Here is a 26,274-nt window from a genome sequence, read left to right as displayed (position 1 = left end):
TTTGAAAAAGAAAAGGTCAATGAGCAATTTGCTTGTTGACCTTTTTTGTTTGGTTAGAAATCACTTCTTAGCAAAATAATACAAATAAGTCGGCTCGCTTGTTCCGTCAGGTTTTTCGCTTTTTGTAAAGTAGCCTTTATTGTCTTTATCGAAGCAAAAACCCTCGCCTTGTGGCTCATTTTGATAAGGAAGTAATTTATCTCGGTTGCGTGAAAGCGTAGTGATTATGCTTTCACCAGTCTTTCTGTACCAATAATAAATAGCATCATAATTTCTGAGTACAATCTCTTTACCGTCGCTCGAAATTCCGCCACTTGTGATTGCCAAAAAAGGAATCGCCTGCAGGAATTTTGCTGTCTGCATTTCAGTAGTTGATTGAGGATAAGGCAATTGATAAATTCTTACATTAAATTCTCGTTTCGTAACTATATAAATATCTTTGGTGGCGGGGTCGAGCAAAATACATTCGGCATCACGGCTTCCATCAGGGTACTGAAAAGCGATTCTATCAAAGGTCGTAACTTTTTCAGAAAGTGATTGCGGTTCTACGAAACGATAAATGTAATATTGATTATTATAAGCCGCATTATTATCACCAATTTCTGCCAAATAAATGTAGTTTTTGCCACTTTCTGGACCAACACCAATACTTATATCTTCCCAATCACGATTTGGAAAAGGCATTTGGATATTTCCCTTATATTCTCCTGAATGCGAAAATTGATGCAGGACATTGGGGTTATCGCCATCTTCGTGTATCCAAACATTTCCAGGCATACTTCTGCTATCGGCTACGCCCGATGCTTCATTGGCAATATTACTCGGAAATTGCGAACTTCTGGGCGTAGTCTCAAAATCAGGAATTGTTTCGGTAGGTGTGGGCGTAGGTTTTTTGCCAAACCAATCGCACGAGCTTACTGTGACAAGAATGAATGAACAGAGAATGAATATTCGCATTGTGTGTTTAAATTTTGGTTTCGGCTATTGGGTTTACTTCAAAAGGACGGTTTTTCGTAGTTAAAGGTTGTAATCAACATCAAAAATCAATCTTTTGGCTGCGAAGAGATTTCTTTTCGCCATCAATCTTCTTAGTTTTCAATCGTTTTTCTACAACTGCTTGCGGCGTTTTAGAAGGAATTCGTTTCTTTTTTTCTTGAAAAGCTTTTTCTAAAACTTTGTAGAACTTCTTGATAACCAATTCTTTATTCTGTAATTGACTACGTTTTTCTTGTGCCGAAATACTCAAGATTGTTTCTTGTACTAACTGACTTTGTAGTTTTTCGAGCAGTCTTGTTTTTTGTTCGTCAGTCAGTAGGGTAGAGGTGGCAATATTGAATCTCAGCTCTACTTTTGTTTCTACTTTATTTACGTTCTGCCCACCAGGCCCTCCACTGCGGGAGGTCTGAAATTCAATTTCGGGCAGAAAATCTATGGTTTTTATATCTATTTGCATTGTTATAGCGTTGCGAACGTCGGCAGGGTTCTGAACACTGCCGACGTTAATTTACGTAAATTACTTTTTCACCCCTGCACAACAGTTCCGAGTAAGCCTGCAATCTTCTTGATAACCTCTTTTAGTTGCATCATTTTTACCAAAATCTGGTCTTGTTCTTCGTAGCTTTGGGCTTCCAGAAGCTGGTTCGATAGCTTCGTCATATCGGCTTCATAACGAGTCTTTTTTAGCCTTAGTACATTCGTGTAGGCCAAATCGGCCAATTTATCGGTTTCCGACGGAATATAAATCTCTTTCTTTAGCCAATTTTCACTCAATTGGTGCGGTGTTGAAAGCCAGTTTATTACTTGTTGTTGAATCTCACTATCTTGGTGGCTCGTGAAATGCGAAGTATCAGGAATCTGATGATTTTGATAAAACTCTCGAAAAATCGCCAAGATTTTCTGGTACGTTGGCGTTTCAAAAACCATATCTCTGATTTCGTTGAAAACGTAGTCTGTCAATGTAAAATCGATATTATCAACCACATTTCGGTCTAAAACGTGCGTGCCATAACAAACCAAAAGTCTAATACATTCTTCTTCTTGGTAAGAAACCGCTGAGCGTTGTGTCTCAGTTTTTTCAACAGGAAAACTGGGCGAAACCTCTGGCCTTTCAACCAAAACGTCTAAATCGCCAACTTGCTGAGGCTGAACACGATTTTGGCGTTGACGGTCTTTTTCGGCATCATTTACTTTTTTAAGCGAAATTTTGTTTCCTTCCGTAATCAAAATTTGCTCTTCGATGCCCATCAAATTGGCAACTTCTTGATAAAAAACCGAACGTTTGATAGAATCAGGAATCTTAGAAATGGTTTCAACCAACTCCTTGATTACCTCTGCTCGTTTGATTGGGTCATGACCAACATCTTTGAGCGAAATCTCGGTTTTGAAACGAATAAAATCTTTTTGGGTTCGCTGAACGTATTCTTTAAATGCTTGACTACCAACTTTTTGAATAAAACTATCGGGGTCATCGCCATCGGGAAAAACTACGGCTTTTACGTTTAGTCCTTCTTCCAAAATAATATCAATTCCACGCAATGAGGCTTTGATACCAGCGGCATCGCCATCGTAAAGCACCGTAATATTATTCGTAAAACGCCTAATTAGCTGAATCTGCTCTTTGGTAAGTGATGTTCCCGACGAAGCCACTACATTCTCTACACCCGATTGACTCAATGAAACTACATCGGTGTAGCCTTCTACCAAATAACAATTATCTTCTACACGAATCGGATTTTTGGCTTGCTGAATACCATAAACGATATAACTTTTGTGGTAAACAGCCGTTTCAGGCGAGTTTAGATATTTGGGTGCATTCGGGTCTTTTTTCAGAATCCTCGCCCCAAAAGCAATCGGTTTTCCGCCTACATTATGAATCGGAAAAATGACTCGTCCTCTGAATCTATCAATTGGGTCTTTGCCTTCTTTAACAATCGAAAGTCCTGCTTTTTCGAGAATATCTATCGAAAAACCATTTTTCATGGCATGTTTCGTAAACGCATCCCAACCATCGGGGCTATAACCTAACTCAAATCGCTGAATGGTAGTATGATTAAAGCCACGTTCTTTAAAATAACTCTGCCCAATACTTTGCCCTTCGGGGCTTTTCCAAAGTTGGTCTTGGTAATATTTATTGGCAAAATCCAGTACGATGTATAGACTTTCCTTTTCGTTTTGAGCTTGTTGTTCTTCGTTGGTTACTTCTTTTTCGGCTACTTCAATGCCGTATTTTTTTGCTAAATGCTTGAGGGCTTCGGGGTAGCCGATGCCTTCGATATCCATCACAAAACGCACCGAGTCACCCGCTTTGCCGCAACCGAAACATTTGTAAATACCTTTAGCTGGCGAAACGTAAAACGAAGGGGTTTTTTCGTTATGAAAAGGACAACAGGCTATCATGTTTGCTCCCCGTTTTTTGAGAGAAACGTATTCGCCAACGATTTCGGTTACGTCGGCGGCTTGTAAAATCTGTTGAACTGTTTCTTGACTTATCCTCATATTGCAATTTACTCACTACTTAATCAAAATGACACATTTTGTGCTACTTTTGTTCCGAAAAAAACAAAGGTACGGTGGAATTTTATACTTTTATCAATATTGGCGGAACAATTGCCTTTGCAGCATCGGGTGCTTTGGCGGGAATCCGTAAAAAACTCGATGTCTTTGGGCTGGCCGTAATGGCTTTCGTGACATCGGTCGGCGGTGGAACAATCCGAGATATTTTGATAGGTCATTTACCAGTCAAATGGATTCTTGATTCTTCGATTGTACTGCTTATTGCAGGCGTAACACTCATCACAGTTTTGTTTAAAAATCGCATTGAGAAATTAGATAAAACGCTTACTTTTTTCGACTCGTTGGGACTTGGATTTTTTACGCTCAGAGGAATTCAAGAAGGCATTGCTATTCAGTTAGATATTCCTTCGTGCTTGATTTTGGGTACGATTACGGCTTGTTTCGGTGGCGTGATTCGAGATATTTTACTCAACGAAATACCAACGCTTTTCCGAAAAGAAATCTACGCTACGGCCTGTATTTTGGGTGGAATTGTCTTCTTTTTGCTGCAAAAACTTACTATTTCTGCCCAAATCATTGAGGTTGTCACGATTCTTACCGTTTTCGGTATAAGGCTCATTGCCGTAAAAATGAATATTTCATTGCCGAAAGTTGATTGATTGGTAATACAATTTTCAAAATTGTGCTACATTACACTGCCGTGAAAACGAATATTTCTTTGCCTAAAATTCATTAACGCATTGAATGGCACAAGATTTGAATAGCTTTCTTCAAAATAACCAATCATGAAGAAGCTTACTTTCTTCGCAATGGTTTTCCTTATAATCACTCAGGCAAATTCACAAGATTTGCATTTAAGAGGCATTGCGACCAATTATTCTCAAACGGGCCGAATCACGCCCAAACTTAGCTATAATCTACATATTTTGTCGGTAGTGAATACTTCGACGCTAAAAATCGAAAATAAAACTTTTTCTTCGGGACATGCACATTTTATTCTTCACTTACTGCTCAATTATAAATTGACCGATAAATGGAATGTGGGTGGTGGATATGCCTTCGGCCGACACGATATTTTTGGCTTGAGAGAAAACGAAAATCGGATTGTGCTGCAAACGGCATATAATTATAAAATTGGGAAACTAACGACCAATAATCGTGGGCGTTTGGAATGGCGTAATCCACTGAATTTACAAACAAATGTTCGCTCCGATGCCTCAATTTTTCGTTATCAACTGGGTTTGAATTATCCATTGTATGACACAAAAAAATCAAAAAAGGCCTTTATGCTTTAGCTTCTAACGAAGTATTTTTGTATCTGAAAGGTACAAAAAATGGCCCAGTTAGCTCAAAAAATGGACTTTTACTATCAGAAAATTGGTCGAATATCGGTTTGGGTTATACGACAGGCAAAAACCGAATTGAAGTGGGTATGGTTTTCAGTCTTTGGTCAGAAACAAAAAACAAGATATGCGTTTCTTGAATTTGTTACAATTATCATTCACGACCACCATCAACTGGGACGATGTGCAGTATTGGTATTATTGATTTTTCTTAGATACGAGATTTGAGATTCGGGATTGGAGAACTCTCGCATCTCGAATCTAATATCTCGTCTCTTCTCATCTTTTCAAACGTGCCAAATAAGCAAAAGTAGCAAGCCCTGCTATAAGCGTAATGGCTGAAAGCCCTAAATGTGGAAGCGATGGTTTTAGCACCCACATAGCACCAATAAACTGCACAATCAGAATAATATAGAGGAAAGTCGCAATGGCTTTGCGAGGTAATTTACTAATCACAAACGAACCAAGTGGGGCAAAAAATGCCACAAACGGAATACACGCCAACCACATTTCAAAAGCTTCTTGCTGGAAATCACCGATAACTGCTCCGTGAATGAAGAAACCGAGTAGCGTTTCGAGCGTCATGATGATTACCGATGAAGGAACAGCTACTTTTTCGTTTATACGGTAATAAATCGTCATCAAACAGAAGGTGAAAATATTGATTCCTGTACCGAAAATTGAAGAAATCATTCCACCGATTAGTCCGAAAAAGATTAATCTTACCATATCCGAACGCATGAAATTCTGAATTTTATCAAAAACTTCACGTTGTGGTTTCGTGTTTTCGTACCACAAAATTAGTCCAAAACTAAGCCAAAGCGAGACAAAAAATAGCTTTGCCAGTGGTGGAGAAATCAGAGGAACGATATAATAAGTGCCAAAAATCAGTCCGAAAACTCCGCCGAATGTTACGTATTTGATGTAATTCCAATCGACTTTTATCTTTAGTCCCAAGATTAATAACGATGCTGAAGTCATGCCGATGCTTTGAATGGCAAAAGCGAAATTTCGAGCAACTGCTGGCTCTATTTTGAGCAAAAGCGTAAAAACAGGATAAGCGATAGCGGCACTTCCTTCGGGGCTTGAGCCTGCGATAAATGCCCCAAATATCATTGTCAGAACGGCCGCCCAATGTTTGGCAAAGACATAAAAGCTATCGGTCGAGGTAACATAAAAAGCCCAGCAACTCAGCACAATCGTAATGAAGCCTATGTATAAATAAGGGATTTTGTTTTTAGAAGTTTTCTCGACAGACATAAAAAAATATGTTACTTTTGTAAAAGTGATTTACAAATTTAGTCGCAAATATTGATTTTAAGCATACCATCTAATGAAAAATATTGAAGAGATTTTGCAGAAATTGCTTGCTGAGCAAGATTTTTTGAAAGAAATGCAAGGAAGAATCGTAGAAAACTATGATATTATGATTCAGAATCAGCAGCAAAATGCCGACAATCATGAGGTGGTGATTCATAACCAAGCTACGATTATTCGTAACCAAGAAATTATTGTCAATAATCAGATAAATATTGTTCGTAATCAAAAGCAAATTGCTCAAAATCAGATTCAATTAGAGGTTATTTTGCAAACACAAGCTCATGTTTTGAATTTACTGAAAAAGCTAACAGGCGAAAACGAAGCACTCGAAGATACAACTAAATCTATTGAAAATTTGATTTTATCTAAGCAGGAAAGTATCAAAAATAGACCTTTGAACGACCCTTCTACATTATAAAATTGGCTATTGATTAGCTATTTTTTCTTCCAAAAGCCTAACCTGAATCTGTAATGATTTTATTTCAGAATCTTTACTTTCTACAATTTGCTTGGTCAATTTAAGTTGAATTTGCAGGCCTTCTATTTGTTGACTCAGTAGTTTATTATGGAATTCTAATTGTTTTTTTTCATTACTGAAATCTTCGCTTGATTCTTTTATAGACTTATTTTTCGCTTTTGAACCATATAATTTTTCAATTTGTTCAAGCGATAATTCCGTAAAGTCGGAATTTTTTAAATCATCAATATTGATTCCAAAGAAATTGCTAATCAGTTCACAAACATCTAAAGGTGGAAATGTTTTGCCAATTTCATAATCTGAAATGGCACTTTTACTTATCTTTAGTTTTTCTCCTAATGATTCTAAGGTTAATTTCTGCTTTTTTCGTAAAACTCTAAGGTTCGAACCAAATCTTTTTTCCATTATTTAGGAATTTATCTATTTTATTTCCGAAAATTTGGAATATATTTTAAATGTTTGTTACTTTGTTTTGCAATTTAATCAATTCGTCAAAGATTTAAAAATCTTATTTATTGACCAGTGAATGATTAAATAATGCCGCAAGCTCTTATAATATTTAAGCACAGACAATTACATTCAAAAGTATAGCACTCGAAGTCAATGAAAAAACTTTTTTACTTGGGCGTAATCGGACTAATTCTGTTCGAGTTTCTGAATGTTTATTTCATTATGCCACTGCCAGGTAGTCAACGAATACGCAGTATCGACTTAGCTTATTTTCTTTATACTTGGCGTTGGGCGTTTCGTGGATTCTTTGTTTTATTGTTGCTTATTGGGGTTCAGAAAGCATTTGAAGCCTCTAAGTGGATTGCTCTTGTAAGCTTAGCCTTGGTTCTGGCTGCGATTTATGCTTTTAATTTCCAAATGGCGGCCGATACGATGTTTTATCAGCCGCAGAGTTTGCAAATGAAGCCAGCGAAAGCAAATAAAATAGAAAAAGACCGAATTGTAATTGGTATAGAATTAAACGGCCAAGCAAGAGCATATCCGATTTCGCTGATTGGCTATCATCACCAAGTGCTTGACACGCTGGCTGGGAAGCAAATAATGGTTACGTATTGTACCGTTTGCCGAACGGGTCGTATTTACGAACCGATTGTTGGCGGGAAACCCGAAAAGTTTCGCTTGGTAGGTATGGATCATTTTAATGCCATGTTTGAAGATGAAACCACCAAAAGTTGGTGGCGACAAGCCAACGGTGAGGCAATTATTGGAAAGCTGAAAGGACAAACATTGCCTGAATTGTTTTCGGAACAAACATCGCTCGAAAAATGGCTTGCTTTGCACCCCAACAGCTTAATTATGCAGCCAGATGAGCATTTCAAAGAGAAATACGATAGTACGGCTAAGTATGAAAAAGGCAAAAGTAAGAGTGACTTGACTCGCACAGATTCGCTATCGTGGAAAGAGAAATCGTGGGTAGTGGGTATAGCAATCGGGAAGGATAGTAAGGCTTTCGATTGGCTTCGATTGAAGAAAGAAAGAGTCATAAACGAGCAGGTAGGAGCTAAGGCAATTGCCTTGGTTTTGGCGGCTGATGATAAGAGTTTCTTTGCTTTTGAGCGTCCGAGTAAAGACGTGAAGTTTCAACTCAAAAATGATACTTTAATTATTGATAATCGAAACGTCGAACTGCAAAGATTTATGATAAACGGAAAGGCTGTTGATGGCTCAGAATCACTTACGAAAGTGAAGGCTTATCAAGAGTTTTGGCATAGCTGGCAGACTTTTCACCCTACAACCCAAAAATACTGAAAATTTAGCGTAGAAATATGTTGTGCTTACATCTAAAAAAAGAAAAACTGATTAAAAATTTTGCCTTTTTGGGCGTAATGTTGATAGCATTTGTGTCGTTTAAATGCACCAAAGAAGAAGCTAAATCCGAGCCAGTTATTGTGACGGCTGATTTTTATAATCGCATGTTGTTTATCGACCAGCAGAGTTATCAGATAAAAACATCTGAACCTGCTACATTCAAGAAATTGGGAACGAATACAAGTTTTAATATTTCGGAAACTGGCCTAATTACACATACAACCATCAACGTTGTGCATGAAATTGAAGCAACTTGGGCTGATGGTACAAAGACTAAGTTTTTTGTAATGGCAGCCAGCGGAATAGCCGATAAAAACCATTATTTGAGAGGTTGGAAATACATTGAGAAATTGTACGCTACCGATACAACTCGTGCCATCGTAATTCGTCATGCCGAAGCTATTGTGGGAGTTGACGGCGAAACGCTACCTGCTTCGACCAATTGGTGGACATCTTGCGATAGTAAATTGGCTCGTCAGTTGAGCGAGAACGGGAAAAAGCAGTCGGAGTATTACGGAACGGTATTTAAGGGTGTGAAAATGCCTATCAAAAAGATATTTTCGAGCGAGTTTTGTAGAGCAAAGCAAACGGCAGAACTCATGAATCTGGGCTTGCCTATCACGATTGATAAGCGAATCAACGGTCATTTTTATAATGTTTCGGGCGTGACGTCGAATGTAGGAATGGTTAAGATTTTAGAAGAACAAGTTGCCACAAAGCAGCTCTTGATGTTGGCCGCTCACTATGACATTAGTGCAGGAATATCAAAAATGGGTACGCTTGATATGGCCGATAGTTTTTTCATGAAGATAGGTGCAGATAAAAAGACCACCTTTCAAGGAATAGTGTCGTATCCGATGTGGCGAGCGTATTACGACATTGAGTCGTCCAAAAAGTAAAAAGTTAAAGAAAAGTAAATTTTTCATCATAGGTTAGTCAAACTCTGTATGATATTTTTTGTGCAGAGTTTCCAATTTTTCGCTTCTAAATCCATCCTAAAATATTAAAGAATTGATTAAGTATCACTCAAACTCTGCACATTGATTTATGTGTAGAGTTTTTTATTTTTTGTTCATAATGTCAGTTGTCCAGATACAAAAGACATTGTCAAAGCCTTTGGCACGTTCGCCAAATTTTGAGATCAAATCGCTATCATCAGCGTTCATTTGAATGACTTTTTTCATGAAGGTTTCATCGACTTTGGCAATAAAACTTTCTTCAACTACTTTGTTATCAACTAAATACAATATTTTTTCGTCTTGTGCTAAAGTGGCAAAAATAGAAAAAGCCTGACCATTATCTGAAAGCCTCATGGGTTTACTTATGCTTACGACCTCTACTGCTTCACCTTTACTGTTTAGATATTGTTTTCTTTCAAATAAATTGATAATCGGCTTGATTTCACCATAATTAGAGCGTTTAGCAATTGCTTTAAAGGTTCTATTATTTGGAAGAATGATGTTAAAATTTGAGTTTATATATCGTTTTTCAATACTAATACTGCTATTACCTAAATTGTAGTGTTTATTAGCAGTCAATAATTTACCATCAGCAAAAATCTTAACAGAATCAGGCAGTGAAAGCCATTGTCTTGTCGGTTCTTTTGGATTCTGTGCATCAATACTAAAAAAGTGTGCATATACCAAAGAGCTTGGGTTTTCTTTGCTAAACTGTGCAGAAGCTGAAAGCGAAGAAACAAACAACAGCAAGAAATACAAAGCGTGTTTCATTTTTAGTTGGTTTAAGTATATTATGTGAACGCTTTGTATTTCTGTTTGTTGTGTTTTGGGTTTAGTCTTGCTTGGTTTTTAGATTAAAAATAACATCTGCATTTTTTAGTTCTTCGCTGTATTTATCTTTTAGTTTTTCGTCTTTACTGATATTTACTGTGAAATGTTGTTTGCTATTATTTATATCTTCTTCGCTAACCAGTTTATCATCAAGAAAAAATACTACTTTTTTTCCACGAGGAAGTTTTACAGAATAGCCATAAGTACCCCCAATTGTACTACTTTGAAAACTAATCTCCTCAAATTTTACACCGTTTGAATTTTGATAGATTTGCCTTCTAACCCTCTTTTTTGATTCTATTAGTCTCATTCTTACGTTTTCAATAACTATTTTGTGTTGTTTGTCATTTTTGATAATAAAATCTTCTCCCTTTGTTGTAATTTTATATACTCCGTCTCTCGCCGCTTCTCCAAATCGTTCAATTCCACTCATATTGTTTGGGGGGTAAAAAGTTGTACTTGTAACTTCATCAGGGTTAATTCTGTATAAAACACTCGAAGGATATTCTTCACCATTAATAAAAACTAAAGGATTTTTTCCAAGTTTATTAGTCTCTAAAATCGTGCGGAGGGTATCTTGATTTTTAGCAACTTTTGAAAATGGGGTAGAAGGTCGTGTTTGAAAAGGAGTATATCGAAAAAGGCTACTATTCTCATTTTTTGCCAAAAAAACTGGTGTTTTTGATGAAAATCTCATGTCTGGGAACTCGACTTTATTCAATTTGGTGAGTTCGGGGTAAATTATAGAGCCGAGTGGCTTCATAAAAAGATGATAAGCAATTTTTGTATTATTGTTTTTATATATTGGGTTTAAGAAAATGATACTATTCTTTACAATATAATCTTTTCCCTCAACTAAGTATTCTTGGTTGGCTATGACATTAAAACTATCAACTTTATTTTTAGGAACTTTTATATTAGTATTAAAGCTAAATTTGGTAGAATCAAGTTGTTTTTCATTAACTGCAAAATCTTTAATTTCCCAAGCCCCAGATTTTTCGGTCATTTTAAACATTCTATTTTCAACAAAAATCTTTGTTGCGAGTGTTTTAGTATCGGCTTCAAAAATTATTGATTCATCTTGTCTAATAAACTTACTATTTTTCTCGCTTTTTAGTCTTATCCAATGTTTCAAATCTTTGATTATAAATGTTTTAGATTCATTGCCAAACGATAACGTGATGCTTTCAAAGTTTCCTTTGGCGTCCTTTGTGGAGTTATTTACTTTTAATTCAAAGCCATTTTTAGCAAAATAAGCCTGTGCTTCTGCCAAAGTTTGTTCTGTGATTCTGCCTGGGAAAACACAATACGAAATCATATCGCTGCTGTGTTTGATGGCAGAAACGCCTTCGGTATTTACGTTATAAGCAACAAACGAATGAAGATTTTTGTGGGGAACGGAACTCTTCGTAATGACTAAGTTTTTAGTGCCATAATTAATACTCATCTGAGATTCTTTGAAATTTTTATCGTAGCTTTCAATAAAAATAAATGCTCCATTTTTGCCTTTTTCACGCAAATCAACCATATCAAAAGTTTCTGCATTGGTCATTTGATTGGTGCGTAAATGCTTGATAGCCAAACCTAATTTTGTTAAATTACCGTTTGTATCGGTTGACTTCTCGGTAACAATTAAAGCAAGTGAACGCTTTGCGATATATTTATTTACGTCTTCTATGGTCTTGATAGTCAGAGAGTTGGGATTGACTGAATAGTGAAAACCATTGTAGTTTTTGGCAGTGATTCTATTGAGTGAAATGTTTTTTGGTGTAAAATCGAAATCACTCATACCACTTGTCCAAGAGGCGTAATTTCGGGCATCGTTTATTTCTAATGGATAGACTTTTATTTCTTCCGAAAATATTGGTTTACCTGTGTTTTTCTCCTGATAAACCCTCACAACTTTCTCTTTAGCAAATGCCATAACTCCGACTGCGATAATCGGCAATGATAAAAAATATAATAGCTTTTTCATGTTTTTTGTTGGTGTTTTAAATAAAAACTGGATTCGTTCTGATAGCGGTTTTGTACTAAACTGATTGGTAATCATGGCACTCGGTGCAACGCCGAGCTTTAATAATAAATGTGCGTATTCTCGTCCATCATAAGTGGCCGACATGAGGGCATCAACCTCGTATTCGTGGATTTGTTTGAGAGATTTTTGATAGAAATAAACAATCGGATTGAACCAAAAAACTGCCTTTAAAATGCCTAAAATTATCAAATCGAGCGTGTGTAAGCGTTGTGCGTGAAAACCCTCATGGGCAATAATTAAGGCTTTTTCGTGTGGATTTAGATTATCGGAATTTAGAAAAACATAATTAAAAAACGACGAGTTACTTTGACTTTTTGTACGCAAAATCTTTAATTTTTTACTTTGCTTCTGGTAGCTGAGCGAAGTCGAAGCAACCGAAAAAGGCAAAGTTTCGCTTGAAGCCACCGAAACACTTTTAATACTATAAAAAATTGATAAAAGGTTCTTTATAAATAGGAATAACATAAATCCAACACCTATTAAGTAGATGGTGCTTATCACTTGCATCCAGTCAATATTTACTTTGGCAGATTCCTCAACATTTGCTGATTGTTGTATGATAGGGACTTGGCTATAAGTATTTTCCTGTATTGATTCTATAGGAAACGTAGTGTCTTTAATCGGTTGAGGTTCAAGCATAACTACTTCCGTTCGCTCGTAGCTTAGTAATGGAATCGTAAGGCTCAAAGCTAAGGAAACAAGCAAATAAAATCGGTTGAGGGCATGAAAACTCATTCGACGAAAACCGAAGAAGTACAGCCCATAAAAGGCTGTTAGGCAAATGGTAGATTTGAGTAGATATTCCATAAAAACCACCCCCATCCCCTATAGGGGAGTGAAGGATTTTGTTTAGTGTATTTGAGATTTTTCCTTTATTCCCCTTTATGGGTTAGGGGTGTTGGAGGCATTTATTATCTTCTTCAACTTCTCAATCTCCTCTACCGTCAGATTTTCCTCCTTTGCCATAAACGACAGCAAGTTTTCTACCGAATTATCGAAATAATTGGCAAATACCTTTCTGAAACTCCGTTGGCCGTATTCTTCTTTTGATATTATCGGAAAATATTCGTAGGTTTTTCCATAAGCTTTGTAGCTCAGAAAACCCTTACTTTCGAGCAGCCGCACCACCGACGAAATCGTGTTGTAAGGTGGTTTGGGTTCATCGGGCATTTTTTCGATAATGTCTCGCACTAAACATCGTTCCAAATCCCAGATGATTTGCATGATGCGTTCTTCGGTTTTTGTTAGTTCTTCCATGATGAAACAAAGTAAAAACTAATTTTTCAGTTTTACAACTGATTTTTCAGTTATTTTATTTAAAAATCAGTTGTTATGTTTTAAGTGTCTGTTTATTAGGGACTTATGTTTTTTGTTTGAACGAATCTGGCGATTCGTTTCACAAAAAAAGCCCTCAGTTGAGAGCCTTTTTGTAGAATATATTTTAAGCTATTATTTCATCGGTGCATCGTTGATATTGATAACTTTTACGCCTTTTTCTCTAAAAATCTTACTCATAATGGCTGCGTGATTGGCCCCAACTACAATCGTTACTCTTTTGAAACCATTGGCTTTTGCTCGGTTGATGGTGTTGTCGCACATATCGTTGTTGCGGTGCCACCAATAATGGAGCATCCAACTATAAAGGTCAGCAGGGAAGAAATCTAACTGGCGGTATTCGTCCGATACAAAGTTGATTCTGTACAGCCATTCGGTCATTTGTGGGCCGTTGAGAGCTTCGGTGGCGTGGTTTTCGCCGTAAACTTTGGCTGCATCGGCCATCAGATAATCCATTCGATTTTTTACGATTTTTCTTAAATTACTTACTTTTTTGCCCATTTCACTCAAAGAGTCGGTTTTGTATTTATCTCTTTGGGCATAAAAAACTGAGTCGGCATTTCCCCAAGCAATACTCCATTTTTCGTCCCAACGCTGTGAGTCCATCGGATACATTTTCTTGATTCCCAATTCGAGCATCATTGGGTGAGCAATATAATCGTATTCATCGTCAATGTAAGGTAAAACTGCTTTATGTACTGAGTCGATAGCGGCAGTAAAAAACATTTTTCTCGAATAATTAAAAACAGAAGTATCCTTCGGGTTTTTCTGTAAATGTTTGGCTACGTGCCACATCTGGAAATAGCCATTTCCTGCATCGAAATTTAGATAGTGAGCCACTGCCAAATCAATACGGGCTTTCATGTCTTTTGGGTTTTTATCGATAATGGCTTCATAACGACCAATTTCTTTACCTAATTCGTTTTCGGGAATTGCTTTTCTGCTTTTTAGGCGTTCGTAGCGTTTCATTACACCATCTTTATTCCAATAGTTTTTAATCGCTTTTTCATCTTCGGGCGAAAGCCATTCTCCAAAAATAGCGTTGGGTTTAAAGGCTCTGATTTTGGCATGAATGCCCGTTAAATCTTGCGGAGTTTTTGGGTCATAGCTGTGCGATGCTCCAATCATTAATACTTCAAGGTCTTGTGTGGGTGTTTGCGGGAAGGCTGTTTGTGCGACTGCAATAAGTAAAATCAATAATAGCTTTTTCATAATTTCTGAGTGTTTGTTTTTGTTTGATGAAGCAAATTTATAGTGCTTTTATAGGTGCTCATTAGGCTAATCGGCAAAGCCTATAATCATCTCGACCAACAAGAATATTGACCGATGAATGTTGTATTTAACCTAATTTGAGTAATAAACCCATTCGACGATTCAGAGGGGCGTTTGACGGTGAAATGAGGGCGTTTGTCGGAAAAATTTAGGAAATATCTTTAGAAAGTCTATTTTCGTAGCAAATAACGTAGGACAAGTTTCTAACTTGTCAGTTTAGGTCGAAACCATTTCTAAACCTGCACAAGTTTCTAACTTGTGCTACATCACAATGAGCAAACGCAGACGTATTATATTTCACATTTCATTTTGGCTGTTTTTTATTTTTTCGGGAAATGTCCTTAATTTCATCGGAGGGGCTGAATACCAGTTTGAATGGAAAGTTTTTTTAGCACCACTTTCGCTGAGTTCACTGTTTTTTCGCATCACGATTTCTTACATGATTCTCTATGTTTTTAATCGTTTTTTTGATAAAAAGCAGTATCTAAATTTAGTTTTAGGATTTTTGGGTGTGTGTGCCATTTATATAACTGCCCGCTATTCGGTCGAAGAGGTGATGTTTTACAAGTTGTATGGCTTTCATAATTATTCCGAAGAATCTCGCCGTTTTCCGTACTACGCCACAGATAATATTCAGAATGTTATCTATTACTCGTTCAATGCTTTTTTCTTAAAAATGATTGAGGACTTTTTCCGAACCGAAAAAGAAAAGAATGCACTTCTGACCGAAAAACTCAATGCCGAACAGGCTTTCCTGAAAAGCCAACTCAATCCGCACTTTTTGTTCAATACGCTCAATAATATCTATTCGCTGACACTTACAGCTTCGCCCAAAGCCCCCGAAGCGGTGCTGAAATTATCGGAATTGATGCGGTATATGCTTTATGAGTCGAATGTTGAAAAAATAAACCTTGAAATCGAAGTAAAGTATCTAAAAAACTTCGTTGAGTTGCAGAAATTTCGTTATTCGGGGCAAACCTACATTGATTTTCAAGTAGCGGGCGATTTACATTCGCAGAAAATTGCACCGCTTTTATTAATTGCTTTCGTAGAAAACGCCTTTAAGCATGGTGAAGTAAATATTGAATCTAAACCACTTTCTATCAGACTTTTATTGAATCAGAATAACCTTAATTTTACAGTAAAAAACTTTAAAAAAGACCAAAATAAAGATGAAGTAGGAGGGGTGGGGCTGGAAAATGTACGCCGTAGATTAGATTTATTATATGCTAATCAATATAGTTTTGAGGTGGAAGATACCAAAGAAACCTATTTTTGTGAATTGAATTTGATTCTCTGAAACACATGGAAAAAATCCGTTGCCTTGCCGTTGACGATGAGCCTTTGGCTCTTGATATTTTGGCAAATTATATACAAAAAACACCTAATCTGAGTCTTGTGGCTACTTGTACCGAACCTTTGGAAGCTCTGAGTTTGATTCAGCAAGGTAAAGTCGATTTGTTGTTTTTAGATATTCAGATGCCTACACTAACGGGTATTCAGTTTTTGCGAGTTATGAATGGCAAGTGCAAGACGATTCTGACAACGGCTTATTCGGAATATGCCCTTGAAGGTTACGAATATGATGTGGCCGATTACCTACTAAAACCGATTTCGTTTGAGCGATTCTTGAAGGCAGTGCAGAAAGCTGTGGGGCAGTTGACAGTTATTAGTGAGCAGTTTTCTGTAGGCAGTTTACCGTCACCGATTATTGAGGAAGATTTGAAAACGCTAAGTTCTCCAACAACTACTCAGCAACAACTCGATTTTATTTTTGTAAAAACTGAGTATAAAATTCAGAAGATTAACCTTTCGGATATTCTTTATCTTGAAGGATTGAAAGATTATGTATCAATCTATACTACCACCGAGCGAATCCTTACGTTGCAAACCATGAAAAAAATGGAAGAAATGTTGCCATCGAATCGCTTTGTACGGGTGCATAAATCCTACATTGTCTCGCTCGAAAAAATCGAAACCATCGAACGCCAGCGAATTTTTATTGGTAAAAATACGATTCCAGTTGGCGATAGTTTTCAGAAAGACTTTATGAAACTCATCGGCTAAATATTCCTTCTATTATCTTCTCCCAAACCGTTGTGTGTTTCTACAATACACAGCGGTTTTTGTTTTAAAAATACAATTTTCCGTAATTATGGAAATTTGTATTAGCTTTTACTGACTTTAACCCTGCCGCTATATAATCAAGCCAAATCTACTTGATATTTAAAATATTTTAAAAATAATGCATTTTGATAACATTTTCTGCTTTTTTTGTAAATATTAATAGCATTTTGCCTTTTGGTACAGCAATTGTAAAAATGAATGGAAATTTTAATGGAAAATAATTCCACAAAATTGGAAAATAATTTAAAAAGTATTTTCTTTGTAGTGTTAATCAGAAAATTCAATAAAAAATTAAAATCGTACTATTATTTTCGCCGTCAAGATGTTTAAACTTTACCAAAGAAGAATGAAATCATTAATCAAATACGCACTCGTAGGTTTAGTGTGCGTAACATCAAGTGTTTATGCCCAAATGCCACATGATGTTATTTATATGCCCAAAAAGACCGCTTGTTTGGCGTTGACTTATAGCAATAGTAGCTGGAAAGAATATTGGGAAAATACACTCAAGCGTGAAAACCTAAATATCGGAACACTCACGACCCAAAGCGTAATGCCAATGGTAGCCGTAGGTCTTACCGATAAACTAAACGTACTCGTAGGTCTGCCATACATTACAACAAACGCCAGTGCAGGAAACCTAATGGGGCAGAAGGGTATCCAAGACCTTTCGGGCTGGGTAAAATACCAACTCGCCAAAAACGATAAGGGATTCTCAATTCACGGCGTTTTGGGAGCGTCTATTCCAGTGGGTAATTATGTGCCAGATTTTCTACCAATGTCAATTGGTTTGCAAACCAAAACTGCCACTGGGCGTTTGATTGGTAATTATACGCACAAATTGGGTATTTATATTTCGGCTCATGGCAGCTATATGTTACGTAGCAAAATCAAAGTTGACCGTGATGCTTACCAAGCAGATAATCGAGTGTATAATACCAACGAAGTGAGCGTTCCAAACGCAACTGATGCTGCCGTCAGACTGGGTTATATAAAAGATGGTAGCCGAATTCAGGCAGAGTTGTTTGTAGAAAATTTTACGTGCGTAGGTGGCGATAATATCCGCCGTAACGATATGCCTTTCCCGACTAACAACATGACTTCTACAAACGTAGGTTTCTACGGTAAGTATCAACCTAAAAACATTGGTTTTAACATTAGAGTAGCAAAAGTGGTAAACGGAATTAATGTTGGACAAGCAACAAGTTTTTCACTCGGTTTATTGTATCAATTGAACCAAAAAGTTAAAAAATAATCAATTCGCCGAATTTTAGGTAGAGACGTTTTCCAATTGAATTGCATAAACCGTCTTTAAGGCAACGAAGATAAAATTTTAAATAGAACAACTAAAATGAAAAATATATACAAAAAGATACTAAAAACCTTTATCATTCTCTCTCCTTTAGGAATTGGTGGAGGACTTTTGCTTTCCTGCGATAAAACCGTAACTGAACCAATACGAGAAGCATATATTCCAGCCAAATTAGACGAAAATGCAGGTTCTTGGAAGCCATACATTCTGACTTCTTCGAGCGAAGTGGCAGTAGCGGCACCAAAAGCTACTACCGATGCTGCCTACTTGAAAGAACTTGATTCGTTGAAAAACAAAATCATGCCAGTGCTTACGCCAGCCAATAAAGATGCTATTGCTTATTGGGGAGCAGGAGCCGTATATCGTTGGAATGAAATTGCTCGTGAATTGGCCGCTCGCTACAATATTCCACCAGCATCAAATGCCGAAGGTAAATATCCTGTGCCTGATGCCGCCAATCCTTTGGCCGACCCAAGATTTCCTTTTGCAAATCCACCTTACACCGCCAGAATGTTGGCTTATTTAAGTGTAGCACAATATGATGCTTTAGTAAGTGCTTGGAACTATAAATACAAGTTTAACCGCAAAGCACCTTCTAAAAATGATGCAACTATCTCAGCCTTATTGCCAGTGTCTGATTTACCATCCTATCCATCCGAAGATGCAGTTGTAGCCGCTGCTTCTTATACAATCTTAGTTGCGATGTTTCCAGGAGAAGTACCTTTTTTAGAGGCCAAATTAGCCGAAGCTAAAAACGCAAGAGTGTGGGCAGGAACAAATGTGCCAAGCGATATTACGGCTGGTGATGCTCTCGGAAAAGCGGTTGCCGCAAAAGTAATGGCAAAATCTCGTGTAGATGGCATGAGTGCATCGAATAACCAAACATTGGTGGCAGGGCAAATTGAAGCCGCAAAGTCTCGTGGAATTAAAGATACTTGGGTGAGTCAAGAAGCTCCTGCTCGCCCGCCAATGTTGCCAAATTACGGAGCTGTTGCAACATGGAATTTTGATCGAAAAACGCTTGAAAGCATTCGTCCAAAAATGCCTTATGTGGTAGGTTCGGCCGAATGGCAAAAAGAATTTGAAGAATTGGAGAAAATCAATAAATCTCAAACTCGTGAGCAAGCACGCATTGCCAATTATTGGGCCGACGGAGCAGGAAGTTATACGCCACCTGGCCACTGGACTCGTGAAGCAGCGAATCTTTGCCACGAAAATAAATTTAGCGAAGTTGCCTCTGCTCGTACGCAAGCTTTAGTAAGTACTGCTTTGATGGATGCGGGTATTGCTTGCTGGGAAACAAAATATTACTACTATACACCACGTCCACAACAGTTTGGTTTGAAAACTTCGGTAGGCTTGCCAAACTTCCCTTCTTACACTTCGGGACACTCAACGTTTTCAGCAGCAGCGGCCACGGTTTTAGGTGCAGTTTTCCCGTCGAAAGCTACCGAAATGAACGCAAAAGCCTCAGAAGCATCTAATTCAAGGGTTTATGGCTTAATTCATTTTCGAGTCGATTGTGAAATGGGACTTACTCACGGCAAAAAAATAGGCGAATACGCCATTGCCCGAGGCAAAGCCGATGGTTCGGGCTATTAAGCTATATTGGTTCAAAATTGCTTTGTACTTATAATAAAAAAAGTGTGGTACAGCCCCTTAAGTTGTGCTACACTTTAGAAAAACTTAGTTAGAATCTTCTTCTTTTTAACGAAAATACAAAATGAAAAAACTTTTCCTTTCTCTGGCAATTATTTCAGCTTCAATGGGGGCTTTTGCTCAAGGCTGTATCGCAGTGCGTTCAATGTCCACCGCTAACGGAAATCCGAGTGGTTCGGCTTTTATGAAAGCTGGTGATTTTCAGTTTTCTACGAATTTCAGAAAGCTACATTCTTACAAACATTTTGTTGGAAAAGTAGAACAACCGCACCGAGTTGAACAAAAAACTGAAGTTATCAACGATTCGTATAACTTTGATTTTGGTCTTACTTATGCCGTTAGTAGTCGTCTGAGTGTTACGCTCAATGTGCCACTTTCGTATAATGACCGCTCTTCGCTTTATGAGCATTACGGCAATGGTACGCCTGCTGGTTCAAACCCACGTTTTCATACACAGTCACAAGGTGTGGGCGATATGCGTTTGTCGGCCTCTTATTGGGTGATTAATCCAACTACTGCACCAAAAGGCAATATCGCTATAGGCGTAGGAATAAAAGCACCAACGGGAAATGCAAACGTGCAAGATGAATTCCACAAACTCGATAAAGACAAAAAAGAATATATTCAAATTAAAGCCGTTGACCAATCAATGCAATTGGGAGATAGTGGCTGGGGACAAAGTATTGAAGTGCAAGGTTATTTGTCTGCATTTAAAAAAGCTCAGTTATATTTCAACGGTTTCTATTTGTTTAGCCCAAAAGAATTAAACAAAGCGACTGGTTTTTCAGTACCTGATCAATTTGGAGCAAGGGTTGGAATGACTTACGCACTCTTTCCGAAAAAGAATATTGCCGTCAGTTTAGGCGGACGTTTGGAAGGTTTACCAGCCGTTGATGCTATCGGAGGAAGTCTCGGTGCTCGTCGCCCAGGATACATCGTTTCGGTGGAACCAGGTATCATTTGGAGTGGACACAAAAGCTCATTTTTAGTAGCAGTTCCTTATGCAATTGTTAGAGATAGAATTCCGACTTGGACAGTTACGGGCTTCCGTGAGGGCGATGCCGCTTTTGCCGATTACTTCCTTTCGGCTACTTATGCTTATCGTTTCTGATTGTTGTTATTGAGTATTTCACCAAAGAATGTGACAAAAATCATTGTTTTAGGTCATATAAGTCACATTCTTTGTTGAGTTTTTCATAAAATCGAAAAGAAAAGTTAGATTTGTGAATAATTCTGAAATACTCAATTATCTGAAAAAAACAGCTTCCATATTATTTTTGTGTCTTTTGCTTTGCAATGCTCTGGGCTATACATTCGTTTTCTTGGTAAACGAATGGCAGGAAATCCATCGGGTAAAAGCTACAAGTTTCGTGGAGCTTGAAGGTGATAAATTGATTTTCAAGATGCAATTATCGTTGCCCTATCAATTGGAATGGAAAAACGACCTTATTGATGGCAACACTGCAATTTTTGAAGGCGAGTTCTTCAAATCTTACGAACAGATTTACCGTGGCGATACGCTTTACACGTATTACAAAAGACTTGATTTAAGTCGAGATAATATCATGGCTTTGATGAATGAGGTTCACGAAAATTTGAATCTATTTTCTGAAAAGCATAAAACCACCAGCCAAAAAGCCTTAGAGTTTTCTAAGAATCTTACCAAAGATTATGTTGAGTTTCGCTCAAAAATGTTGGTTTGGTATAAAGTTGAAGACTTGCCTCGTCGCAATTATTTCATCAACACCTTCTACTATAATTTGTCTCTAACGGTTAATGCTCCGCCGCCAATTTTCTCATAGTTTTTTCCTTTTTTAAAATTCATTTGGCACTCCTTCCAAAAAGGATTTGTCATGCTGTATCTTATACTCAAACCAACCAAATGCTGACTATTAAATTATCAGTGGCTTTGTTTTTTGGAACTGTTTTTGTTTGAGTATAAAATATAAAATTTGATTATAAAATATTTATAATCAATAAATTGACTTATTTGAAAACTTCTTTTTTGAATCGAAATTATTATGGAAAATAATATATCAACTTTGGAACAACCCAGAGTTTTAATCTCATTTATTTGGCTCAATCGTGTTGCACTCTTTGTGGTGTTTTTTTGGTTTGGCTTTCTGAAAATCGTGGGTCTTTCGCCAGCAAAAGACATCGTCACGCACCTACATCACCAAACCATCGAACCCTTTATTTCGGCTTCGCATTTTATTCCACTATTGGGCTTTATCGAATGTTTGATTGGCGTTTTATGGTTAGTTCCAAAACTCACCAAACTTACTTTTGTTATATTTTGCTTACAAATGTTTACTACATTTTTGCCGCTCATTATGCTTCCAAGCGAAACTTGGCAGACCGATTTTGCTTTGACACTTGCAGGTCAATACATCATCAAAAATGTGGTGCTGATTGCTTCTGCATACACCGTTTTTCAAGTTCAAAACGAGTATAAATAATTAAGCCTAACATGAAAATTAAATATATATTCTTGCCATTGTTTTTAAGTACGCTTGCTTTTTCCCAACAAAAAACAGATTCGATAAAAGTGCTGAATCTGCAAGAAGTGCAAGTAAAAGAGCAACAATTTAAGTTTAATATCTTGAGTCTTCCTCCTACTAAAGGGACATATCTTTACGGTGGAAAAAAGACCGAAGTAATCAATGTGCAAGGTTTAGATGCCAATATTGCCGAAAAAACTCCTCGACAGATTTTTGCAAAAGTGCCAGGTGTTTTTGTTTATGACATGGACGGCTCAGGCAATCAGATAAATATCTCGACACGTGGACTCGATCCGCACCGTGGCTGGGAATTTAATGTTCGCAAAGATGGAATTATCACCAATACCGATATGTATGGCTATCCAGCCAGCCACTATTCGATGCCAATGGAAGCCATTCAGAACATAGAAATGGTTCGTGGAACTGGCTCGCTACAATACGGCTCACAGTTTGGTGGAATGCTCAATTATGTGGCAAAACAAGGCGATTCGACCAAGGTTTTTGACTTTGAAAGCACCAATAGCGTCGGTTCGTTTGGTTTGTTGAGTACCTACAATGCCGTAGGCGGACAAGTCGGAAAGGTGAATTATTATGCTTATTACAGCAAACGAGTTTCGGATGGCTACCGTGATAATAGCCGTAGCGATTACGATGCTTTTTCGGCACAAATTACTTACCGACCAACTCAAAACTTGTCGATAAAAGCTGATTTATCTCGCTCAAAATATGTTTTTCAGTTGGCAGGCCAGCAAACCGATGTCCTATTTGCCGCAAATCCGAGAGCTTCGATTCGGTCAAGAAATTTTTATAGCCCAGACATTTATGTGCCATCGCTTTCGTTCAATTGGTCTTTGGGAAATCGTACCAAACTTTCGTGGGTAACGTCGGCCGTTTTGGGTAGTCGAAACAGTGTAATGTTTGATAAAACCGCCGATATTGTTGATAAAATAGACCCCGTTACGTTGCAATATGCCAACCGCCAAGTGGATATTGATAATTACCACAGTTATACTTCTGAACTACGTGTTTTGCATGAATATCGTGTAGGGAAACTTCCGTCGATTTTAGTAGGAGGGGTGCAACTAATGAACAACGATTTGCACCGTCGCCAACAAGGAAAAGGCACAACAGGCAACGATTTTGATTTAAGTATTACAGGAAATTGGGGCCGTGATTTACATTTCAAAACACAAAATATTGCCTTTTTTGTAGAAAATCGTATTTATCTAACACCAAAATTGGCAGTTTCACCAGGTTTTAGAATCGAATCAGGCGAATCGGTGATGTCGGGAATGATTAGCTATTACGATGCCTCCAAATTTCCTGATGCCATTCCGCACCGTTTTCCATTGTTTGGCTTAAATGCTGATTATCAGCTTTCTACTAATCAAAATCTCTATGCTGGTTTCTCGCAAGCCTATCGTCCAGTGATTTTTAAAGATATTATTCCTGCGTCTATTTACGAGAAATCTTCTGATAATCTGAAAGATGCCAGTGGCTATAATTTTGAAGCAGGCTATAAATCAAACTTTGAAAACTTACGCCTTGAATTAACTTATTTTCAGTTGCTTTACAAAAATCGACTTGGAACTTTAGCACAAACTGATGAAAACGGAGTCTTTCAAATTTTCCGTACTAATATCGGTGATTCGTTTACGAAAGGACTGGAAATGTTTGCTGAATATTACGTGAGAATCAATGAGAAAGCTAATTTCTCAGTTTTCAGCTCAACCTCGTTGATGGAGGCCAGATATTTAAAAGCGGAGGTGCGTTCGGGCGAAAAGAATGTAAGTATTGAGGGAAATTTCGTAGAAAGTACACCGCAAGTTATCAGTCGCAATGGTCTTACTTTTCGATACAGAAAATTGAGCCTTACGAGTTTGTTTAGTTATACCGCCAAAAGTTATGCCGACGCCCTCAACACCGTACAGCCATCAGCCAACGGAAGTGTCGGACTTGTGCCTGCTTATGGCATCTTAGATTTCAATGCTACTTATCGAATTTCGAGTAAACTTTTGTTGAAATTCAACCTCAATAATGCCACTAACAAACAGTACTTTACGAAGCGTCCTCAGTTCTATCCTGGTCCTGGCATTTGGGCTTCTGATGGCCGTGGGTTCAACCTTACTGTTTCTACTCGTTTTTAAGCATTTATGGCATAAAAATTGTAATTAAAATCACAAAAGGTTATTGAGAAAAATCAAGTAGCTTTTTGTGATTTAACTATTTGACTATCAGATATTTACGTGCTTGGTATTTAGGTAGTAGAAATGCCGATTTAAATAAAATTAAAAATGGAGTTGATTATGAAAAAAATTACATCCTCACTACTGGCTTTTCGAGGGAAGGTTCGTCTTTTGAGTCTATCAGTTTTTCTTATTTTGTTTGTACTTTCTTGTAAGGATAAATCACTCGAAGAGCCTACTCCCATCGCTTCCAAAAGCATTAAAGATTACGATGTAAATTTGTCAATCAAATGGGCAGATCTGACCTTAAAATTATTGAAAACTACTGCCGCTCAAACCCCACCAGTGGCCGCTCGTGCTTTGGGTTATGTGGGTCTTACGATGTACGAATCGGCAGTTTATGGAATGCCCGATTACCAATCTTTGCAAGGGCAAATCACTTGGCTTACAACACTTCCAAAGCCTGATTTAAGTAAGAAATATAACTGGGCATTATCAGTGAATGCTGCTCAGCATCAGATACTTAGCGATTTGTTCTCGACCACAACCGCAGTAAACAAGAAAACCCTTGATTCACTAAAAAGTACTTTAGAAACAGCCTTGATAAGTGGCAATAGTGAAGATACAACAGTTGTTAATCGTTCGAAATCTTTCGGTGTAAGTATCGCAAAAGCCATTTGGGAGTATTCAAAAACGGATGGTGGACATGAAGGCTTTAAGAATAATTTTCCAACCGATTATAAAGTGCCAGTAGGTATTGGTTATTGGGAAACAACCGAAAATGGTAGGAAGATTCCTATGTTACCTTCTTGGGGTAAAAATCGCACATTTGCGGCTACCAATGGAGCATTGCCAGTACCTAAATTACCCAAAAGTCCTTCATATCGAGAAACGAGTGATTTTTTTAAAGAATATACAGACGTTTATCAGAAAAATAAGATTTTAACTCAGGAAGAAAAAGAAATTTCGGTTTGGTGGGCTGACGACCCAAGCGAAACTTTTACTCCGCCAGGGCACTCATATTCACTGGCTAAAATTGCTACACTCACAAGTAAGGCAAAATTAGACCAAGCCATTGAAGCATTTGCAAAAACAGGGTTGGCGGTAGCCGATGCTTTTATTTTGTGTTGGAAAGCAAAATATACCTATATGAATATTCGCCCGTACACCTATATCCGCCAGACTGTTGACCCAACTTGGATTCCATTTTGGCCAGCACCACCATTTCCAGGTTTTCCCTCGGGACATTCAACACAATCGGCAGCAGCAGCAATGGCTTTAGAAAGTGTTTTTGGAACAAATTTTGAATTTACCGATACTTCGTGGGAAGGCCGCCCGAAAGACACTAAGCGTAATGTTGAATTTAAACCTCGAAAGTTAAAGTCGTTTTGGGCTGCTGCCGAGGAGTCTGCATTGTCTCGTTTTTATGGTGGAATCCACACAAATATGGATAATTCAGTCGGTTTGGCCGAAGGTAAGAAAATAGGTACCAATATTGTGCAGTTAAAATTCAAAAAATAAGAACTGAAATTTCAAAATAAAATAGACTTGATAACGAACTTTGGATAGTTTTGAATCGTCATTC

Annotated in this window: 23 protein-coding genes; 14 read left to right on the top strand and 9 right to left on the bottom strand. The window is 37.6% G+C overall.

What is annotated here, in order from left to right:
• Positions 1–60: 60 nt before the first annotated feature.
• The 3 genes from ABR854_RS19400 to dnaG form a co-directional block, all read right to left on the bottom strand.
• Positions 61–957, bottom strand: coding sequence for a PE-PGRS family protein (locus ABR854_RS19400; RefSeq protein ID WP_350267506.1), 897 nt, complete (start codon positions 955–957; stop codon positions 61–63).
• Positions 958–1,036: 79 nt separating this feature from the next.
• Entirely contained in the window at positions 1,037–1,453 is a 417-nt protein-coding gene (arfB, locus tag ABR854_RS19395) for an alternative ribosome rescue aminoacyl-tRNA hydrolase ArfB (RefSeq protein WP_350267505.1), read from the bottom strand.
• Between the two features lie 68 nt (positions 1,454–1,521).
• Positions 1,522–3,495, bottom strand: a complete 1,974-nt coding sequence (dnaG, locus tag ABR854_RS19390; RefSeq protein WP_350267504.1) for a DNA primase — start codon at positions 3,493–3,495, stop codon at positions 1,522–1,524.
• Between the two features lie 74 nt (positions 3,496–3,569).
• Here dnaG and ABR854_RS19385 point away from each other — a divergent pair, with 74 nt between their 5' ends.
• A complete protein-coding gene (locus tag ABR854_RS19385; RefSeq protein ID WP_350267503.1) occupies positions 3,570–4,172 on the top strand; it encodes a trimeric intracellular cation channel family protein in 603 nt (200 codons plus the stop codon).
• A 126-nt stretch (positions 4,173–4,298) separates the two neighbouring features.
• Positions 4,299–4,808: a DUF2490 domain-containing protein gene (locus tag ABR854_RS19380; RefSeq protein ID WP_350267502.1), complete on the top strand. Its 510-nt coding sequence runs from the start codon at positions 4,299–4,301 to the stop codon at positions 4,806–4,808.
• 327 nt (positions 4,809–5,135) lie between these two features.
• Here the strand turns inward: ABR854_RS19380 and ABR854_RS19375 are convergent, their stop codons facing one another.
• Positions 5,136–6,116, bottom strand: a complete 981-nt coding sequence (locus ABR854_RS19375; RefSeq protein WP_350267501.1) for a sulfite exporter TauE/SafE family protein — start codon at positions 6,114–6,116, stop codon at positions 5,136–5,138.
• 73 nt (positions 6,117–6,189) lie between these two features.
• Between ABR854_RS19375 and ABR854_RS19370 the strand changes: the two genes are divergently transcribed.
• Positions 6,190–6,594: a hypothetical protein gene (locus ABR854_RS19370; RefSeq protein ID WP_350267500.1), complete on the top strand. Its 405-nt coding sequence runs from the start codon at positions 6,190–6,192 to the stop codon at positions 6,592–6,594.
• A 6-nt stretch (positions 6,595–6,600) separates the two neighbouring features.
• Here ABR854_RS19370 and ABR854_RS19365 read toward each other — a convergent pair whose 3' ends face one another.
• Entirely contained in the window at positions 6,601–7,059 is a 459-nt protein-coding gene (locus ABR854_RS19365; protein ID WP_350267499.1) for a helix-turn-helix domain-containing protein, read from the bottom strand.
• 198 nt (positions 7,060–7,257) lie between these two features.
• Between ABR854_RS19365 and ABR854_RS19360 the strand changes: the two genes are divergently transcribed.
• Both ABR854_RS19360 and ABR854_RS19355 read left to right on the top strand, forming a co-directional pair.
• Positions 7,258–8,412 (top strand): DUF3179 domain-containing (seleno)protein, encoded by a 1,155-nt coding sequence (locus tag ABR854_RS19360; RefSeq protein ID WP_350267498.1) that lies wholly within the window; start codon positions 7,258–7,260, stop codon positions 8,410–8,412.
• Between the two features lie 17 nt (positions 8,413–8,429).
• On the top strand, positions 8,430–9,371 hold the full coding sequence (locus ABR854_RS19355) for a phosphoglycerate mutase family protein (RefSeq protein ID WP_350267497.1): 942 nt from the start codon (positions 8,430–8,432) through the stop codon (positions 9,369–9,371).
• A gap of 162 nt (positions 9,372–9,533) precedes the next feature.
• Here ABR854_RS19355 and ABR854_RS19350 read toward each other — a convergent pair whose 3' ends face one another.
• From ABR854_RS19350 to ABR854_RS19335, 4 genes are all read right to left on the bottom strand, one after another.
• Positions 9,534–10,202 (bottom strand): hypothetical protein, encoded by a 669-nt coding sequence (locus ABR854_RS19350; protein WP_350267496.1) that lies wholly within the window; start codon positions 10,200–10,202, stop codon positions 9,534–9,536.
• 61 nt (positions 10,203–10,263) lie between these two features.
• Positions 10,264–13,104 (bottom strand): M56 family metallopeptidase, encoded by a 2,841-nt coding sequence (locus ABR854_RS19345; protein ID WP_350267495.1) that lies wholly within the window; start codon positions 13,102–13,104, stop codon positions 10,264–10,266.
• A 75-nt stretch (positions 13,105–13,179) separates the two neighbouring features.
• The gene (locus ABR854_RS19340) at positions 13,180–13,554 is read right to left on the bottom strand and encodes a BlaI/MecI/CopY family transcriptional regulator (protein ID WP_350267494.1); all 375 of its coding nucleotides are present in this window, start codon (positions 13,552–13,554) and stop codon (positions 13,180–13,182) included.
• A 192-nt stretch (positions 13,555–13,746) separates the two neighbouring features.
• Complete coding sequence (locus ABR854_RS19335) at positions 13,747–14,844, bottom strand: DUF5694 domain-containing protein (RefSeq protein ID WP_350267493.1); 1,098 nt, start codon at positions 14,842–14,844, stop codon at positions 13,747–13,749.
• A gap of 331 nt (positions 14,845–15,175) precedes the next feature.
• On the opposite strand from ABR854_RS19335, the gene ABR854_RS19330 reads away from it, so the two are divergent.
• From ABR854_RS19330 to ABR854_RS19290, 9 genes are all read left to right on the top strand, one after another.
• On the top strand, positions 15,176–16,204 hold the full coding sequence (locus ABR854_RS19330) for a sensor histidine kinase (protein WP_350267492.1): 1,029 nt from the start codon (positions 15,176–15,178) through the stop codon (positions 16,202–16,204).
• Between the two features lie 5 nt (positions 16,205–16,209).
• Entirely contained in the window at positions 16,210–16,971 is a 762-nt protein-coding gene (locus ABR854_RS19325) for a LytR/AlgR family response regulator transcription factor (RefSeq protein WP_350267491.1), read from the top strand.
• Between the two features lie 406 nt (positions 16,972–17,377).
• On the top strand, positions 17,378–18,286 hold the full coding sequence (locus ABR854_RS19320; protein WP_350267490.1) for a hypothetical protein: 909 nt from the start codon (positions 17,378–17,380) through the stop codon (positions 18,284–18,286).
• A 96-nt stretch (positions 18,287–18,382) separates the two neighbouring features.
• Entirely contained in the window at positions 18,383–19,945 is a 1,563-nt protein-coding gene (locus ABR854_RS19315) for a vanadium-dependent haloperoxidase (RefSeq protein WP_350267489.1), read from the top strand.
• 121 nt (positions 19,946–20,066) lie between these two features.
• Positions 20,067–21,113, top strand: a complete 1,047-nt coding sequence (locus ABR854_RS19310; protein WP_350267488.1) for a hypothetical protein — start codon at positions 20,067–20,069, stop codon at positions 21,111–21,113.
• A gap of 112 nt (positions 21,114–21,225) precedes the next feature.
• The gene (locus tag ABR854_RS19305; RefSeq protein ID WP_350267487.1) at positions 21,226–21,804 is read left to right on the top strand and encodes a hypothetical protein; all 579 of its coding nucleotides are present in this window, start codon (positions 21,226–21,228) and stop codon (positions 21,802–21,804) included.
• A gap of 219 nt (positions 21,805–22,023) precedes the next feature.
• Complete coding sequence (locus ABR854_RS19300) at positions 22,024–22,461, top strand: hypothetical protein (RefSeq protein ID WP_350267486.1); 438 nt, start codon at positions 22,024–22,026, stop codon at positions 22,459–22,461.
• 11 nt (positions 22,462–22,472) lie between these two features.
• Entirely contained in the window at positions 22,473–24,650 is a 2,178-nt protein-coding gene (locus ABR854_RS19295; RefSeq protein WP_350267485.1) for a TonB-dependent receptor family protein, read from the top strand.
• Between the two features lie 159 nt (positions 24,651–24,809).
• On the top strand, positions 24,810–26,210 hold the full coding sequence (locus ABR854_RS19290; RefSeq protein WP_350267484.1) for a vanadium-dependent haloperoxidase: 1,401 nt from the start codon (positions 24,810–24,812) through the stop codon (positions 26,208–26,210).
• Positions 26,211–26,274 lie beyond the last annotated feature (64 nt).

The sequence above is a fragment of the Emticicia sp. W12TSBA100-4 genome (assembly GCF_040253585.1).
Taxonomy (GTDB): Bacteria; Bacteroidota; Bacteroidia; order Cytophagales; family Spirosomataceae; genus Emticicia.
This window is presented reverse-complemented; position numbering and strand designations above follow the sequence as displayed.

Coding starts and splice junctions, on each gene's coding strand:
- ABR854_RS19400 (WP_350267506.1), bottom strand. CDS start 957: ATGCGAATATTCATTCTCTGTTCATTCATTCTTGTCACAGTAAGCTCG.
- arfB (WP_350267505.1), bottom strand. CDS start 1,453: ATGCAAATAGATATAAAAACCATAGATTTTCTGCCCGAAATTGAATTT.
- dnaG (WP_350267504.1), bottom strand. CDS start 3,495: ATGAGGATAAGTCAAGAAACAGTTCAACAGATTTTACAAGCCGCCGAC.
- ABR854_RS19380 (WP_350267502.1), top strand. CDS start 4,299: ATGAAGAAGCTTACTTTCTTCGCAATGGTTTTCCTTATAATCACTCAG.
- ABR854_RS19375 (WP_350267501.1), bottom strand. CDS start 6,116: ATGTCTGTCGAGAAAACTTCTAAAAACAAAATCCCTTATTTATACATA.
- ABR854_RS19370 (WP_350267500.1), top strand. CDS start 6,190: ATGAAAAATATTGAAGAGATTTTGCAGAAATTGCTTGCTGAGCAAGAT.
- ABR854_RS19365 (WP_350267499.1), bottom strand. CDS start 7,059: ATGGAAAAAAGATTTGGTTCGAACCTTAGAGTTTTACGAAAAAAGCAG.
- ABR854_RS19360 (WP_350267498.1), top strand. CDS start 7,258: ATGAAAAAACTTTTTTACTTGGGCGTAATCGGACTAATTCTGTTCGAG.
- ABR854_RS19355 (WP_350267497.1), top strand. CDS start 8,430: ATGTTGTGCTTACATCTAAAAAAAGAAAAACTGATTAAAAATTTTGCC.
- ABR854_RS19350 (WP_350267496.1), bottom strand. CDS start 10,202: ATGAAACACGCTTTGTATTTCTTGCTGTTGTTTGTTTCTTCGCTTTCA.
- ABR854_RS19345 (WP_350267495.1), bottom strand. CDS start 13,104: ATGGAATATCTACTCAAATCTACCATTTGCCTAACAGCCTTTTATGGG.
- ABR854_RS19340 (WP_350267494.1), bottom strand. CDS start 13,554: ATGGAAGAACTAACAAAAACCGAAGAACGCATCATGCAAATCATCTGG.
- ABR854_RS19335 (WP_350267493.1), bottom strand. CDS start 14,844: ATGAAAAAGCTATTATTGATTTTACTTATTGCAGTCGCACAAACAGCC.
- ABR854_RS19330 (WP_350267492.1), top strand. CDS start 15,176: ATGAGCAAACGCAGACGTATTATATTTCACATTTCATTTTGGCTGTTT.
- ABR854_RS19325 (WP_350267491.1), top strand. CDS start 16,210: ATGGAAAAAATCCGTTGCCTTGCCGTTGACGATGAGCCTTTGGCTCTT.
- ABR854_RS19320 (WP_350267490.1), top strand. CDS start 17,378: ATGAAATCATTAATCAAATACGCACTCGTAGGTTTAGTGTGCGTAACA.
- ABR854_RS19315 (WP_350267489.1), top strand. CDS start 18,383: ATGAAAAATATATACAAAAAGATACTAAAAACCTTTATCATTCTCTCT.
- ABR854_RS19310 (WP_350267488.1), top strand. CDS start 20,067: ATGAAAAAACTTTTCCTTTCTCTGGCAATTATTTCAGCTTCAATGGGG.
- ABR854_RS19300 (WP_350267486.1), top strand. CDS start 22,024: ATGGAAAATAATATATCAACTTTGGAACAACCCAGAGTTTTAATCTCA.
- ABR854_RS19295 (WP_350267485.1), top strand. CDS start 22,473: ATGAAAATTAAATATATATTCTTGCCATTGTTTTTAAGTACGCTTGCT.
- ABR854_RS19290 (WP_350267484.1), top strand. CDS start 24,810: ATGAAAAAAATTACATCCTCACTACTGGCTTTTCGAGGGAAGGTTCGT.